A 14,365-nucleotide genomic window follows, 5' to 3' on the forward strand; every position below is an offset into this window, starting at 1 on the left:
AAAATAATATCAAAAGACTTAACAATTATAATATTTAATATAAAGAGGGAGGTAATTCTAAGTGGAGAAAATTAAGTATAAATTTGTCGATATTTTAATTTTTTCATTGCTATGTGTTGTTTCCAATTATTTAACGATAAAACTTTCCTATTTCTCAGGAAACATTATCAACAAAATCTATGATAAAACACTTATGAATAATCTAGGGTTATTTGTTTTGGGTTTGATTTTATTTATTATTCTTGCTATGGCTTTTGCTACTATAAAGAACTCTTATAGACAATATTTGGTTGGAAACAAAATCGAAGATTATAGAACTATTCTATATAGGAAAATCATGGAGAAAAAACTTAATGTTTTTACTAAAAATTCTCCCTCCTATTATCATAATTTATTATATAGTGACGGGGAGAGTTTGAGATGGGATTATTTCAATTCACAATTAGTGATTTTGGATAGTGTAATTTTATTATTAGGAGCGACATTTTATATAACAAAGATACACTACATATTTTTCGTTATAGCTTTACTTTCTACTTTCATCCCTTATTTTGTTCCGAAGCTTTATGAGGGTGCGATGGATAGACAAAGGGTAACAAATTCTAAAGCTTGTGAAGACTATATGGCCTTTGTAAAGGAAGGAGTGCTGGGGATTGAAACTATTAGAGACTATCATATAGAGGAAGATATCTTAGGAGAATTTTCTAAGTATAATAGAAATGTTTTAAAAACGGGAAATAAACTTTCAGATATCCAAAACTTGATAGTAGCTTCCTCAATATTTTCAGGGTTTTTAATGTATGCTGTCGTGCTATCTAGTGGTGTATTTTTGTATAGTAAAGGACTTATCACCATCGGTGCAATCTTAGTTGCTTCTCAATTGACCAATAATGTGAAATCTCCTACAATTGCAATTATCAATAATAAGATTTATATGAACTCTACTAAATCCTTAAGAAAAAAATTTCATGGTGAATTGGTATCTGAAAAACAAGAAGAGACCAGTATGGGTTTAAGTTTTAATAAAAGCCTTATTATAGAGAATTTAAACTTTTCCTATAATGGTATTGATAACGTTTTAAAAGATATCAACTTAGTGATTGAAAAAAACAAGAAATATTTGATAATTGGTGAAAGTGGAAGCGGGAAATCAACTTTTTTGAAGATTTTGATGAAATGGATAGACGATTATTCTGGTAGTATATTCATAGATGATAAAAATATAGATTCATTTTCAATGAAACAGTGGAATACTGAATTTGTACCAGTGCTTCAAGAGACTTATATATTTGAAAAATCCTTAAGCTTCAACATTGCTCTTGGGGATGATTATGATGCTTATAGACTGGATAAAGCTATAAAGTTGTCTGGACTTTCTAATTTTGTTCTTAATCTAAGTAATGGGAAAGATACGATAATAAACGAATCTGCTTCAAATATTTCTGGAGGGGAAAGAAAGAGGTTGGGCATTGCTAGAGCTTTGTATAGAGAAGGAAATGTTTTGTTAGTAGACGAGCCTTTTTCTTCTTTAGATAAAAGGACACAAGATCAGATTGAGGAAATGTTATTGAGTCTTACAGATAAGACTATCTTGAACATAAGTCATAACTATGATGAAAAACTTATGAAAAAATATGATTATATAATTCGTTTTAATGAAGGTAAGGTAAATGTTTATAATGCTAAAGATTATTTGTTGAATGGAGATGGTAATAATGAATAGGGTGAAATTTAGAGCAAAGTGGATTATCCTATCTATAATTGCCATATTCCTCTACACAGGACTAAGCATTTATATGGCTTTTTCTCTTAAGGATATCCTAGATATAGTGGAGTCAAAAAATCTTACAATTTTTAGGCAGACTGTCATAAAATCCTTAGTAATAATATTTCTTATGGCCTTTGCTTATTTTCTTAAGGCATTTATTTCAAGAAGATTTACAGCCTATGAACTAAAGGAAACATCAAAAATCATTTATTCTAAATTATTAAAGTCTGGTGAAGTTATAAATTCAGGAGAAACAATTTCGTTACTTACAAATGATTTAAACTTGGCTATAACTTCAAAAGTGAATATGTTATTTTCTTTGATTGAAAATGGCTTATTGCTTGCTTTTGCTTTAATCAGCTTGTTTTATGTGGATGTTAAGGTTGCGTTTATGGTTTTATGTCTTTCTTTTCTTCTAACTTTATCACCAAAAGTTTTTAGTAAGGGACTGAGTAAAAGAAGACAAAAGCAGGTAGAAAAAATTGGCGATATGAACAACCAACTTTCCAATACATTGAATGGATTTGAAACTATAAAATCTTTTTCTGCTGAAGGTTTTATGATGAGGGCCACTTTCCCATTTATCCAAAGGGCTGAAAAGTATTTGTTTTTTTATAATTTGTATTCACAGATTGCAAATAATACCCTTTTTGGATTGACCTTTATTAGTCAGATTCTTGTGATAATATATACAGCTGTGCTCATATTAAAGGGATATTTGACCCTTGGAGCAATACTTCTAATAGGTCAACTCATGAACTTCGTACAAGAGCCGATTTCGACTCTTTTAAGTTCTAAAAATGAGTTAAATGCCAATTCTGAGGTCTTTAAGAAACTGGAAGATATTAAAAATAGTGAAAGAAAGTATGGTACTACAGATAAAAACCATCTTGAAGAGTCTATAACTTTAGAAAATATTGTCTTTTCTTATGGAAATCATGAGGTTTTTTCTAATTTAAATTTGAAATTTGAAAAAGGAAAAAAATACGCTATCTTGGGAAAATCGGGAGTGGGTAAAAGTACTTTGTTTAAATTGATTACAGGAGATCTAATTCCTACAAGGGGTGAAGTTTTGGTAGATGATATTAGAGTTTCAGATTTAAACAAAAATTCCATCAATAAAATTTTTCAAAAGGTTAGTCAAAACCTATTTACATTTGCCAAGTCCATCAAATACAATGTCTGTCTTTATGATGAGTATTCAGATGAAGAATATGAAAATGCTTTAAAAAATGCTCAAATCTACAATAAAATTGATAGTCTTCCAAATAAGAGTGAGACCATGTTTGAAGAGGCAAAAGTAAGTTTATCCGGAGGGGAAAGACAAAGGATACAAATCGCTAGAGCGCTTCTTAGGGACAGAGATGTTTTTTTATTTGATGAAATTACATCAAATTTGGATAAGGAAAAAGCTATTTCAATAGAAGAGACAATTAATAGATTGGACAAGACGGTTATTTCAATAAGACATAAACTAGATGAGAGTCTAAAAATTTACGATGAGATTATAATTTTAGAAAGTGGATCTGCGAAAAAGATTTTGTATGAGGAATTGGTAGGAATGTGATGGATGTACTAGTTCTTCTGCGAAAAATTTAATAATACGTATTAAATTATTAAAATTGAACAAATATGGGCACCTTTTTCAAGTACAACTTGAAAAAGGTGCCCATATTTTTCTAATTAAGTTAGAAGGAAGCAAAATGATGATTAATCGAGATATTTCTTATAAATTTTCAGAGATTTCTAAGCAAGTACCTATTGTAACTATAATTGGGCCAAGACAATCCGATAAAACAACTTTGTTAAAGAAATGTTTTAAAGAATACAATTATGTCAATTTAGAGGACCAGATGAATAGAATGTTAGCTAAAGAGGATTATATAGGTTTTTTTTGAAACTTACAAAAAACCCTTGATCATAGATGAAGTGCAAAGAGTGCCTGAAATCCTATCGGCTATACAAGTTATGGTAGATGAAGATGGAGAAAAAAATGGTCGTTTTATTCTAACTGGAAGCCATAAACCTAGTTTGCAAAAGGGAATTGTACAATCATTAGCAGGTAGAACGAGTATTTTAACTTTGCTTCCTTTAAGCATGAATGAATTAGATAAAGAAGGAATTTTAAAGGATTTATCGACTGACAAATTGCTTATTACTGGTTTTATGCCAGAACTTTATAGAAAAAAAACAAGAGAATCTACTGTGTATTATCGTGATTATCTTAATACCTATGTAGAAAAAGATTTACGAGAGATATTGGAAATTAAAAACCTGGATAAGTTTTTAAGATTTTTAACTTTACTTTCTGGGAGGGTAGGACAGGTGGTAAATTTATCAGCTATGTCGGGAGAGGTAGGTGTTTCATCTACTACTATAGGACAATGGCTATCTGTATTAGAAGCATCTTATGTAGTGTTTAAACTAAAACCGTATTTTTCTAATATAACTAAGCACCGAGTTAAATCTCCTAAGGTTTATTTTACAGAAGTAGGTTTGGCAACATACCTTTTAGGCATAGAAAAAGAAAATCAGGCAAATAGAGATCCATTACGGGGAAATCTTTTTGAAAATTTGATAGTATCGGAAGTTTTAAAATCAAGGCTTAACAAAAATCAAAATCCAAATATCTATTATCTAAGAACGTTAAAAGGTGTTGAGGTGGATTTAATTATAAAAGATAGGGGTGTTTTATACCCGTTGGAAATCAAAACCACTATGACGCCGAGCAAGTCCTTTTCTAGGAATTTAATATCCTTCGTTGAAAAAGAAGAAAATGCCAAAAGTCCAAAGATAATTTATCCAGGAAAATCTTATCCAAAATTTAATACAGTCGAGTATGTGAATTATAAGTAATTAGGTAAATATCTAAATTTATAATGAATATTTTTTTGAGGCATGAAACATATGGTTATGCCAAAGGGCAAATCTATAGGTTTTTAAATATAAAGGGGAAACAACAAGTCATTATCAGGTTGTTTCTTAAATTGGACTAGGAACGGAGTAAATTTTCTCTACTTTTTTTGAAGCTGTTCTCAAATTCAAGTTGATACAGTTTTTTTGTGGCTTCATCTCTAATTTTTAGTATCTCCAACATATCGAAGGAAAAATTATTATTTACACAAATGGATATGGCGTCATCACAAATACTTATTACTGCCCTATAGGATTTTAATTGCAATTTACATTTAGCCAGTGAAATCAAAGAAATTAAATAGTTGTCGTCTCTTATATCGATAGTCAACAATTTTTTAAAAATCTGGGAAGCGATGTCTATATGTCCATTTCGTGCTAAAATTAATCCCGCAAAATAAATAGAATCTCTTTTAAAATAGTCAGGTCTTTCTTTTAAATTATTTTTAAGTTCAAAGCCAAAAGTCTTTTTAAAATCTTCTTTCAGTTTGTCAAAGTTTATTTTTTCCTTTTCCACCTGGTCGAAATAAAATCTGAAAATCTTCTCGTATTTTTTATAATATAGGAACTTGTAATAGTCTTCCTCTGAAAATTGGAGGGCTTCAATGATTTTAACCAATTCGTCAAATCCTTTTTTTGCAGAAATCTTATCTTCAAGGAGGATGTGGCGGGTGATTTTTCTGATGATACAATTTCTAAAAGGACCGTTTAAATAGCATAGCTTAATACAATCCTGTCCGCAGGCAAAGGAGATTTTTTCTAAGGTTCCTAAAGTTGGGTTAAAGTTTTCCTTGTTTATTAAATTGTTTACTGTATTCTTTGAAAGATTAGAGTGGTAAGCGATTTCATCATAGGATAAGAAATTTTTAAATGCAATGTTTTTTAAATCATCTTGTATTTTGTGATTTTTTTTCATATTTCACTCTCCGTATTATAACATTATAATAGTTGATTTACATGAAATATACCCATAAACAATATTTTATAACTTAAAACAGGTTAATTTCCACAAAAAAATATAAATATATTGTGATGACTTGGTTTGAGAATAATGGTACTATTATCGTAAACCCGGGTACAAATAAATAAGGAGAAGAATACATGAAAAAATTTTTAACTATACTTTTATTAATTATGTTTGTGATTAGCCCAAGAATATCCCTTGCTAATGATTCAACTGAAAAAAAAGTTGACAATTCATTATTGGAGGAATCAGTAGAAAAATTTTATCGTAATAATTTTTCAGAGGTACAAGATAACGAGGGAAATAATGTTACTATGCTTCATAAATCAAATATCAATAAATTTTATGAAAACAATGAATTTGATAAAATTAGAGATTATATCTTAGAGAACAAGATTTCATTGGCGTGGTATGATGGTATTTCTTATAGGGCTTCTTTAGGAAAAAGTAGCTCAAAGACTTTTTATAAGCTATACAAATCAACTAATTATGGTAGTATCCAAAAGGAATGGGTTGTAAAACTATCGGGTACTTTTTATTATGATCAAAATAAAAAAATAGTGACTTCAGTAGGTAAACCGACATTGTCCATACAAGTAGCTAGATTTGGAGCGGGTTTTTCGCCTTACTTAAGTAATGTATCCACATCTGGAACGAAAAATGGAAGTTATGGTGCAAAGTTTTCTGCAAGTTATAATATGAAAGCTAACATGAATATAAAGCAAAGCGGAGTAACAATAAAAGGTATTGTCAATTTTCCTCGTGATACAGTGAGTTACACTTCATCTTTATAATGGTTTTTGGTATAATAAATCTGAGGTGTAAAAGTGAAAAGTAAACAAAAAATTATTATGGGTCTTTTAATCCTGTCCTTAGGGTTAAATATATTTATGGCCTATAAGTTAAACAGTTCTAAAGAGACTGTGGCAAATTTAAGTAAGGAAAAGGCTTTACAGACCTATTTAGACAATCAAGAGGAGGACAATACTCTAATCACTCAAAGTCTAGATAGGCTATCAAAGGACGATTCTGTTAGAATATTGAGCAAGGACAATTCTGATGTAACTGATGTTTACAAGGAAAGATTTTTGGAACTAAGGGAAAAGGAAGATTATAAAGGCGCGAAGGATTTGATGCTTCAAGAAAATCTTTCCATTTCCTATGATGGCTAAGAAGGTAGGGGAAACCCTATCTTTTTTAGATATTATAGGTCTGATTTTTATAGTTGGATTTAAAGTTTTGGCTACCCTTTAACCTTGTAAAATTGGAATTTTTTATACTTCATCTACTTTTAATGTTTAGGGTAAATATTCATGGGTATCTACAATATGAAGGATATTAATAGAGAAAGGAGTATGAAATGTTAAAAGAGTTTAAAGAGTTTGCTATGCAAGGTAATGTAATGGACATGGCAATTGGTGTTATCATTGCTGGAGCTTTTAGTAAGATCATTGAAGCTGTTGTAACAATACTTATGAATATTGTATCTGCTGCAACTGCCGGTGTAAAATTTGAAGATTTAACCACTACTATTGCTGGGGTGGACATCCCATATGGTATGGTTATTCAAGCAATTATCAACTTTATTATCATTGCCTTCATTTTATTCTTAATCGTTAAAGCTATGAATAAGATGAAGAAGCAAGAACCGGAAGCTTCTCCAACTACTAAGATTTGTCCACATTGTCAAACTGAAATACCAGTTGGAGCAACTAGATGTCCTAATTGTACAGCAATTTTAGAAGGATATCATAATGAATTAGAGGCCAGATAGGAACTTACATTAAAGGGAGCGTTCAAAGTTTATGAATGCTCCCTTTTTAATTGCCTTTGACAGATATTAAGTTTTTTATTAAACCAGAGTCTTTACTTTTTTACTTTATTTCTCTTTATATTACTGTAATGAGTCGTGATAATCCTTTTGTCTGTGGATAAAGGTTGTAAGTTCATCTTCTTTTTTTCCGTAGTCATAGAATTGGTGAAGTATTGTCGCTGTAAATTCTCCTGAAATCAGTACGCTTAAGACGATATAGTTTAGCCAAATTAAAAATATCATGATTCCTACTAATGGACCGTAGATGGACTGCATATTGGAGAAATTTGAAACATAGATACTATATCCCACTGTTATTAGGGAGCATAGGACAGTGGCCAACATCCCTCCTATAAAGGCAGGCTTGATTGGGATAAGATTTTTTATGGAGTCAGAGGCTGCAAGGGTATAGACGGCGGTAAACACCAAAATCATAACTCCAAGGGGTATGGTAAGCCTTAGGATATTGATAAAGGATTCGTTTATTAGATCCTTCGGAATTTTAAAGATATCTAGGAATTTCCTTAGGATAACTGGTCCTGTTGCCATGGCAAAGATTAGCGCTCCTATTACGATGGCTATAAGTAGGGTAAAGAAGATGGCCAAGGCTTGCGACTTGATAAAGGAACGGTCCTCTTTCTTATTAAAGGACTTATCAAAGGCTCTGGTCATTGCTTTTACTCCCCTTGACGCTGTAAAAAAGGCTGCTAGAACCCCTACGGATAGTATTCCTGTGGACCGTTGATTTATAATAAAGTCTACAATTGAATGCAAGAAGGGCTGCACCTGGCTTGGCAATTTGTCTATGGAGTCTGAAATAAAGGATATATTTTCTGACATAACCGGTATTAGTATATTGATGATGATTACACAGGTTGGAATCACTGCCAAGAGTAGATTGTAGGTCACTTGGTATGCCATTGTCATGATGTCGTGGTCCTTAACTCGGGTTAGAAAGTCTTTTATAAATTGTTTTGTAAATATCTTTTTAAAGTTTTCCTTTTTTATTTTTCTCATGGAGTCTCCTATTAGTTTGAATATTTTTGTTCAAATTCTTCTATCTTTTGTCTCAATTTGAAAAGTATGTTCATAAGTTCATCTAAATAGTAGTTAAATGCTAACATATACTCCTCATCTTCGATGGAAGAATCTTCGTTTATTTCTAAGGTGGCTTTGTAGTATTGATTTATCTTCTTTTGATTTTCCTTTGTTAGTTTTGCAACGTGACCCGACTCCGCCAACTGGGATATAAAACCAAAGGCGGTATAAAAGTCGGAATTTATTCCTGATATTTCAGCAAGTCTTATATTTTTACTCTTTTTCAACTTCTTATCGTTTCTCAAGGATTTAAACTCCGAGTTGATTTCGTTGATGTCTGTAAGAAGATTGTCAATGTCTATGTTTTTCTTGGATTCAAGTAGTCTCAAGAAAGTTTTTTCAAACTCTAAAAGTGTTTTATGATAGCTTTGTAAAATAAAATCGAATCTATTTGGTGGAAAGACTAGGTAATTTATGAAGAAACCTATAATCAGTCCTAGGGCTGTATCAGAAATTCTAAAGAGGGCATACTCTTCAAAGGTTGGTGAACTTGGGCTAATGGGTTTATAGACCAAAATTACTATGAATACGATACAGGAAAGGACTATGGATTTTTTCCATCCAAAATAGTTACATATATTTATTATTAATACCACTCCCAACAACATGGTTACTGGGTTTACTAAGTCTACGTATTGTAATAGAACTGCTATTACCGCTCCCACAATTGTCGAAATCATCCTGTTGATGCTAATGGTGTAGGAGTCGAAGATGGAGGAGCTCATAGAAACTACGGCGGAGATACTTGCCAGTATTGGATTGTTTAATCCAAAGGCCTTCGCCACGTAGTAGGATATGGTTGTTGCAACTGCAGTCTTGACGGTTCGAAGGCCAAAGACATTATTTAAAAAATCACTAATCTTTTGGTTTTTCATGGTATCAGTCCCAGACTTATTTTTGAAGAAGTCCTTTAAAAAATTTATCTTATCAATGCTTAAACTTCTAATTACATCATAACATAGGAATAGGATAAATCCATAGAATTTGCCATTTTATAATCCATGAATTTTTCTTTCTCCTTACTCTAAACTGGTAGAGGAGTTGTTAAGGATTTTTACAATTTGAATATTTTTCCTTACATTAAATTCACATATTTTACTTTTCCATAGACTAATCAACAAAACAGATCGCTTTTTCAACAGTTTTCCACAAAGTTATCCACATTATCCACAATGAACTTATCCAAAGATTAAATTCAACTTAAATGAATAAATATATAGGGTTACTTTATAAGGTCTTTGGGTATAAATTTAACATAAGATATTATTCTTATAGAAGATTAGGAGGTATTTGTATGAAATTTACTCATGTAGGAAAGAATTATAAAGTAGGCGACAACCTAAAGGAAATTGCTGAAAAGAAATTGGGTAAGCTGGATAAGTATTTTGCTGAAGATATTGAGGCGAGGGTTACTTATAGTCAAGAGGGGCAATTAGCGAAAGCCGAGGTGACCATACTAATACCGGGGACAGTTTTAAGGGCTGAACATTCAACTGAAGAAATTAAGAATTCTCTTGACAGAGTAGTGGATTCTCTGGAATCTCAAATTAGAAAGCATAAGACCAAGTTACAAAAGCGATACAACACAGGAAAGACAATTAGGTTTGAAAATATATTGGACGAGGAGCAGCCAGAGGAAGAACCTAAGAAAATAGTCAAGGTGAAAAAGTTTGGTCTTAAGCCTATGAACTCAGAAGAAGCTATTTTACAAATGGAACTTATAAGCCATGACTTTTTTGTATTTTTAGACTCTGAAACCGATTTAGTCAAGGTTGTATATAAAAGAAGAGACGGAAATTATGGAATTTTAGAGCCTGATTTCTAAAAACATATTTGACACATTAATAAAAAAAAGTTAAAGTAATATAGTACGTTTAAAAAGGGATATCATAAGCATATCTCTTTTTATATGAAACGAGATCGATTAGAAAGGACCTTAATATGAAAAGACATTTACAACTTGTTTTAATGGCCAGTCTTCTTTCTCTTATCAACTTGTCCCTTGGAGACAGTGATTTGAGGATTTCTCTTGGAATTATTGTACTTATTGTAGGACTTTTGATCCATGAAGACATAAGACCAATCCCTTTGTCACTTTATACAGGTGTAGGGGTATTTATCACCAGATTGATACAAACTTCTTTTAATACCGGTTTAAATGGGAAAATGATTTTATCATTTTCGCTGGAAATCTTTTTCTATCTTGCCTATGGGGCGCTTTTCGACTTTTTGATTAGAAAAGATGATCCAGACTTGGGAAATCCGGTAATTTTGTTGTTGATGATATGCGATTTTGGTGCAAACACAGTAGAATCTCTTATAAGATATTCCGTAGTGGATTTTGGACTGGTAACAGAAAACTTCTCCACCATTTTCCTAGCAGCGTTTATACGTTCTGCTTTGATATGGATAACATGGAGAATTTTGACAAAGTATACTAGAATCGGAGAGGAGAAAAAATTGTAATGCAATTTATTGAAAAAGCCATAAAGTTCATTAACATAGCACTATGGGATTATATCCTTTTATTTGGCTTAGTTGGACTGGGCATCTATTTGACTATTTTGCTGAGATTTCCCCAAGTAAAGAGGGTTTTTCCAGCTTTAAAAAAGATGATTTCAGATATAATAAATAAAGTTCAAGTTCCAGAAGGTAGAATGACACCTTTCCAATCCCTTGCAACTGCAATTGCAGCTCAAGTGGGAACGGGAAATATTATAGGTGTTGCAACTGCCGTTGCTTCCGGGGGACCAGGAGCAGCCTTTTGGATGATGTTATCTGCATTTTTTGGAATGTCGACGATATTTGCAGAAGCTGTACTTGCTCAAAAATATCGTGAAACCGATAAAGGAGAGCTTGTAGGGGGACCTGCATACTACATTAAAAACGGATTGAAAAATAAAACTCTTGCCTACATCTTTGCATTTTTCTGCGTTGTGGCATTAGGTGTTGTAGGAATCATGGTTCAATCAAATTCCGTTGCAGTATCTGTAAGTACATCATTTAACCTTCCTAAAGTTTGGGTTTCCGTAGGACTACTTGTTGTAGTTGCGGCAGTACTCACAGGGGGAATGGAAAGAATTGCAGGCTTTACAGAAAAAGTTGTACCAGTAATGGCATTTGCCTATGTATTTGGTGCAATTCTAATAATAATCTTCTACAGACATAATATAATTCCAGCCCTTGGTATGGTTATAAAAGGAGCTTTTAATCCAAGTGCAATAAATGGTGGAATTCTAGGAATTGGAGTTCAAGAAGCCATAAGATTTGGAGTTGCAAGAGGCTTGTTCTCAAATGAAGCTGGGATGGGTTCTACACCTCACTCCCATGCAGTATCTGGGACAGATCACCCAGCAGAACAAGGATTTATCGCCATGATAGGAGTGTTTATTTCAACTTTCCTAATCTGTATGTGTACAGTTTTGGTTTCCTTGACATCAGGAAGTTATGACCCAACAATACCAGCCAAGACAATGGAAAAGACAGCTACATTGATGACACAAAACGGATTTTCTCTAGGATTTGGATCCTTTGGAGAAGTCTTCCTGTCAGTTTCGCTATCCTTCTTTTCCTTGACTACAATAGTAGGTTGGTACTTCTTTGCAGAGTCAAATGTTAAGATGTTGGTAAATAAGAATAAGAAAATAGTTGGAATGTTCAAATTTGTTGTACTTGCATTTCTTTTGTACGGTACAACGTTGAAAGAAGGGCTTGTGTGGGTATTAGCAGACTGTGCCATGGGACTAATGGCGCTTCCAAATGTGTTAGCCATATTCTTCTTGGCGAAAGAGGCCAGGGAGATACTGAGAGACTACGATAGACAAGTCAAATCAGGCAAACCACTACACTATGATTATAAATATGAAAATGACTAAAAAGACAAAGGGAAGGAATTGGGAACCTATTTGATGGTTCCCTTTCCCTTCCCTTTAAATCCCAACCCTTTGCCCTCCATAAATTCAGGGACTGACCGTCCCTGAAAACCCTGCTTAAAAAGATGTAGGAAAGCTGTGGGCTTTCCTTCAAAATTTCCCGCTTCCCATCTCCCACATCTCACATCTCACATCTCATTAAATCGAGCACTCATGTATGAGTGTTTGACCACTCCTCATTACTTATATGCTGTTATAGTGGATGATAATAGGTAATCCTTTAAATTGACTTCATCTATTCCCCATTTTGCTGCATATTCATCTGTTACAACTTTTGCATCTATATCTATATTTTTAAAGCCTGCTTGTTGTAAAATCTCTTTTATCCTTTCCAAGGTTACAGACCCTGCAACTCATGTTCCGTACATTCTCGGATTGTCCAATACGGATTGTGGCAGTGGTTTTGCTTGTGTAATGTCAGAAATTCCTATTCTTCCTCCTGGTTTTAACACTCGAAATATCTCTCTATAGACCTGTTCTTTTTGGGTTGAAAGGTTTATTACACAATTTGAAATGACTATGTCCATACTATTATCTGCTACTGGCAAGTATTCTATTTCTCCCAGTCTAAAGTTAACATTGTCAAATTTTCTCTTCTTGCCAATTAACCTTGCCTTTTCCACCATGTCGATACTTGAGTCCACTCCTATGACATAGCCGGTTTTTCCAACGGACTTTGCCGCAATAAATACGTCAAATCCTTTACCGCAGCCAAGGTCTAGAACTCTTTCTCCTTCGACAGGTTTTGCCTTTTCGTGGGGGTTTCCACATCCTAGGCCCATGTTGGCTTCTTCTGGCACTTCTTGCAATTGTTCCTTTGAGTAGCCCAATGCCTTGTTTAAATCGTCTGAGTTAACCCTAGCCTTTTTCTTACCTGTTGCTATATCTGTATAGAAATCTCGTACGGATTTCCTAATTGTTTCTTCGTTTAATGACTTTTTACTATCTTTTTTCATTTTACACCTCTAACATTCTTTTCTCATTATGTTTGAGTATTTTAACCCTTTTACATAATCTTTAAACCCATAAAATACTTCTTTATTTATCCTATAGTAACTCCACTTTCCCACCTGTCTTACTAGGATTAAATCCGTCTCAATCAGATTTTTCATATGATAGGATAAGGTAGACTGGCTTATATCCAAATATTCTAGTAGTTCGCAGGCACAAAGTTCTCCCTTTCCCAAGTAATTTAATATCTTAAGCCTATTGGAATCTGAGAGGGATTTAAATATTTGTACCATCTTTTCCTCTGTCATTTCACACCTCACATTGATAACTATCGATGTATTTATTATAAACCTCATATCGATAACTGTCAATGTAATTTTTTTGTAAAACTTTAGTCCTTTAAACTTTGCTATAATTAAGTCGAGGTGAAGCATGAAAAAGAGGATTTGGACTTTAATACTAATTGTAATTGCTCTTGTTATATTCATTTATATGAGGGGAAAATCCAATTCAAGTATAATTTTTTACAATAGGACAGAGGATGTAATTGAAAACATTGAAATAAAATATAGTAGTGAAAATACTTGGAAGAAGATTAAAAAAATTGGACCAAGGGAAAAGTTAAAAAAAGAGCTTGTTACTCCAAAAAACTTTCAAGAGGGATCTTTAGAACTCAGATACTTGGATAAGAATGGAACTTATCATACTAAGACATTAAAAGGCTATACTGAAAAGTCCTTTAAAGTCCTTGTAAAGGTCTATATAAAAAGGATAGAAGACAACGGGACTTTGGACTTAGAAATAGTGGACAAAAGCTTATTTTAATCTACTTTAAGGCAAATAATCCAAGGGCTCATGTGAATTAATTGACATTCCTGAATTTGACAGTAAAAAAAGAGCAAATCTCCTGTAAGCCTTGCAATAGC

At 32.7% G+C, this 14,365-nt stretch carries 17 protein-coding genes; 11 read left to right on the forward strand and 6 right to left on the reverse strand.

Features of this window, described 5'->3' with window-relative positions; translation table 11 throughout:
• Positions 1 to 61 precede the first annotated feature (61 nt).
• The 4 genes from Q1K37_RS06830 (at position 62) to Q1K37_RS06845 (ending at position 4,624) form a co-directional block, all read left to right on the forward strand.
• Positions 62 to 1,723: an ABC transporter ATP-binding protein gene (locus tag Q1K37_RS06830; RefSeq protein ID WP_300410760.1), complete on the forward strand. Its 1,662-nt coding sequence runs from the start codon at positions 62 to 64 to the stop codon at positions 1,721 to 1,723.
• Positions 1,716 to 3,335, forward strand: a complete 1,620-nt coding sequence (locus tag Q1K37_RS06835; protein WP_300410762.1) for an ABC transporter ATP-binding protein — start codon at positions 1,716 to 1,718, stop codon at positions 3,333 to 3,335. Before Q1K37_RS06830 ends, Q1K37_RS06835 begins: the two co-directional genes overlap by 8 nt.
• Before the next feature lie 136 nt (positions 3,336 to 3,471).
• The gene (locus Q1K37_RS06840; RefSeq protein ID WP_300410764.1) at positions 3,472 to 3,666 is read left to right on the forward strand and encodes an AAA family ATPase; all 195 of its coding nucleotides are present in this window, start codon (positions 3,472 to 3,474) and stop codon (positions 3,664 to 3,666) included.
• A 16-nt stretch (positions 3,667 to 3,682) separates the two neighbouring features.
• A complete protein-coding gene (locus tag Q1K37_RS06845) occupies positions 3,683 to 4,624 on the forward strand; it encodes a DUF4143 domain-containing protein (protein ID WP_300410766.1) in 942 nt (313 codons plus the stop codon).
• 136 nt (positions 4,625 to 4,760) lie between these two features.
• Here the strand turns inward: Q1K37_RS06845 and Q1K37_RS06850 are convergent, their stop codons facing one another.
• Positions 4,761 to 5,597, reverse strand: a complete 837-nt coding sequence (locus Q1K37_RS06850; protein WP_300410768.1) for a hypothetical protein — start codon at positions 5,595 to 5,597, stop codon at positions 4,761 to 4,763.
• Positions 5,598 to 5,782: 185 nt separating this feature from the next.
• On the opposite strand from Q1K37_RS06850, the gene Q1K37_RS06855 reads away from it, so the two are divergent.
• The 3 genes from Q1K37_RS06855 (at position 5,783) to mscL (ending at position 7,419) form a co-directional block, all read left to right on the forward strand.
• Positions 5,783 to 6,439: a hypothetical protein gene (locus Q1K37_RS06855; protein ID WP_300410770.1), complete on the forward strand. Its 657-nt coding sequence runs from the start codon at positions 5,783 to 5,785 to the stop codon at positions 6,437 to 6,439.
• A gap of 33 nt (positions 6,440 to 6,472) precedes the next feature.
• On the forward strand, positions 6,473 to 6,817 hold the full coding sequence (locus tag Q1K37_RS06860; protein ID WP_300410772.1) for a hypothetical protein: 345 nt from the start codon (positions 6,473 to 6,475) through the stop codon (positions 6,815 to 6,817).
• 188 nt (positions 6,818 to 7,005) lie between these two features.
• A complete protein-coding gene (gene mscL, locus Q1K37_RS06865; protein WP_300410773.1) occupies positions 7,006 to 7,419 on the forward strand; it encodes a large conductance mechanosensitive channel protein MscL in 414 nt (137 codons plus the stop codon).
• Between the two features lie 120 nt (positions 7,420 to 7,539).
• On the opposite strand, the gene Q1K37_RS06870 is transcribed toward mscL, so the two are convergent.
• Together Q1K37_RS06870 and Q1K37_RS06875 are read right to left on the reverse strand one after the other, a co-directional pair.
• Positions 7,540 to 8,475 (reverse strand): YihY/virulence factor BrkB family protein, encoded by a 936-nt coding sequence (locus tag Q1K37_RS06870; RefSeq protein WP_300410775.1) that lies wholly within the window; start codon positions 8,473 to 8,475, stop codon positions 7,540 to 7,542.
• A gap of 11 nt (positions 8,476 to 8,486) precedes the next feature.
• Positions 8,487 to 9,431: an aromatic acid exporter family protein gene (locus tag Q1K37_RS06875; RefSeq protein ID WP_300410777.1), complete on the reverse strand. Its 945-nt coding sequence runs from the start codon at positions 9,429 to 9,431 to the stop codon at positions 8,487 to 8,489.
• A 419-nt stretch (positions 9,432 to 9,850) separates the two neighbouring features.
• On the opposite strand from Q1K37_RS06875, the gene raiA reads away from it, so the two are divergent.
• The 3 genes from raiA to Q1K37_RS06890 all read left to right on the forward strand — a co-directional run bounded on the left by raiA (position 9,851) and on the right by Q1K37_RS06890 (position 12,431).
• Positions 9,851 to 10,381: a ribosome-associated translation inhibitor RaiA gene (raiA, locus tag Q1K37_RS06880; protein ID WP_300410779.1), complete on the forward strand. Its 531-nt coding sequence runs from the start codon at positions 9,851 to 9,853 to the stop codon at positions 10,379 to 10,381.
• Positions 10,382 to 10,497: 116 nt separating this feature from the next.
• Positions 10,498 to 11,022 (forward strand): hypothetical protein, encoded by a 525-nt coding sequence (locus Q1K37_RS06885; protein WP_300410781.1) that lies wholly within the window; start codon positions 10,498 to 10,500, stop codon positions 11,020 to 11,022.
• Positions 11,022 to 12,431 (forward strand): sodium:alanine symporter family protein, encoded by a 1,410-nt coding sequence (locus tag Q1K37_RS06890; RefSeq protein WP_300410782.1) that lies wholly within the window; start codon positions 11,022 to 11,024, stop codon positions 12,429 to 12,431. The genes Q1K37_RS06885 and Q1K37_RS06890 overlap by 1 nt, the downstream gene beginning before the upstream one ends.
• A 236-nt stretch (positions 12,432 to 12,667) precedes the next feature.
• Here the strand turns inward: Q1K37_RS06890 and Q1K37_RS06895 are convergent, their stop codons facing one another.
• From Q1K37_RS06895 to Q1K37_RS06905, 3 genes are read right to left on the reverse strand one after another with little or no spacing between them, the layout of a single operon-like run.
• Positions 12,668 to 12,823, reverse strand: coding sequence for a hypothetical protein (locus tag Q1K37_RS06895; RefSeq protein ID WP_300410784.1), 156 nt, complete (start codon positions 12,821 to 12,823; stop codon positions 12,668 to 12,670).
• An 18-nt stretch (positions 12,824 to 12,841) separates the two neighbouring features.
• Positions 12,842 to 13,444, reverse strand: coding sequence for a methyltransferase domain-containing protein (locus Q1K37_RS06900; RefSeq protein WP_300410786.1), 603 nt, complete (start codon positions 13,442 to 13,444; stop codon positions 12,842 to 12,844).
• A 9-nt stretch (positions 13,445 to 13,453) separates the two neighbouring features.
• Positions 13,454 to 13,747, reverse strand: a complete 294-nt coding sequence (locus Q1K37_RS06905; protein WP_300410787.1) for a metalloregulator ArsR/SmtB family transcription factor — start codon at positions 13,745 to 13,747, stop codon at positions 13,454 to 13,456.
• A 124-nt stretch (positions 13,748 to 13,871) separates the two neighbouring features.
• Between Q1K37_RS06905 and Q1K37_RS06910 the strand changes: the two genes are divergently transcribed.
• A complete protein-coding gene (locus Q1K37_RS06910) occupies positions 13,872 to 14,264 on the forward strand; it encodes a hypothetical protein (protein WP_300410788.1) in 393 nt (130 codons plus the stop codon).
• Positions 14,265 to 14,365: the final 101 nt, after the last annotated feature.

Origin of the sequence: Lagierella sp., from assembly GCF_029983815.1 — a bacterium.
Taxonomy (GTDB): domain Bacteria; phylum Bacillota; class Clostridia; order Tissierellales; family Peptoniphilaceae; genus Mediannikoviicoccus.

Bases quoted from the DNA above. Each gene is read 5' to 3' on its own strand.
- mscL (WP_300410773.1), top strand. From the start codon at position 7,006: ATGTTAAAAGAGTTTAAAGAGTTTGCTATGCAAGGTAATGTAATGGAC.
- Q1K37_RS06875 (WP_300410777.1), bottom strand. From the start codon at position 9,431: ATGAAAAACCAAAAGATTAGTGATTTTTTAAATAATGTCTTTGGCCTT.
- Q1K37_RS06855 (WP_300410770.1), top strand. From the start codon at position 5,783: ATGAAAAAATTTTTAACTATACTTTTATTAATTATGTTTGTGATTAGC.
- Q1K37_RS06885 (WP_300410781.1), top strand. From the start codon at position 10,498: ATGAAAAGACATTTACAACTTGTTTTAATGGCCAGTCTTCTTTCTCTT.
- Q1K37_RS06905 (WP_300410787.1), bottom strand. From the start codon at position 13,747: ATGACAGAGGAAAAGATGGTACAAATATTTAAATCCCTCTCAGATTCC.
- Q1K37_RS06850 (WP_300410768.1), bottom strand. From the start codon at position 5,597: ATGAAAAAAAATCACAAAATACAAGATGATTTAAAAAACATTGCATTT.
- Q1K37_RS06835 (WP_300410762.1), top strand. From the start codon at position 1,716: ATGAATAGGGTGAAATTTAGAGCAAAGTGGATTATCCTATCTATAATT.
- Q1K37_RS06870 (WP_300410775.1), bottom strand. From the start codon at position 8,475: ATGAGAAAAATAAAAAAGGAAAACTTTAAAAAGATATTTACAAAACAA.
- Q1K37_RS06900 (WP_300410786.1), bottom strand. From the start codon at position 13,444: ATGAAAAAAGATAGTAAAAAGTCATTAAACGAAGAAACAATTAGGAAA.
- Q1K37_RS06890 (WP_300410782.1), top strand. From the start codon at position 11,022: ATGCAATTTATTGAAAAAGCCATAAAGTTCATTAACATAGCACTATGG.
- raiA (WP_300410779.1), top strand. From the start codon at position 9,851: ATGAAATTTACTCATGTAGGAAAGAATTATAAAGTAGGCGACAACCTA.
- Q1K37_RS06840 (WP_300410764.1), top strand. From the start codon at position 3,472: ATGATGATTAATCGAGATATTTCTTATAAATTTTCAGAGATTTCTAAG.
- Q1K37_RS06910 (WP_300410788.1), top strand. From the start codon at position 13,872: ATGAAAAAGAGGATTTGGACTTTAATACTAATTGTAATTGCTCTTGTT.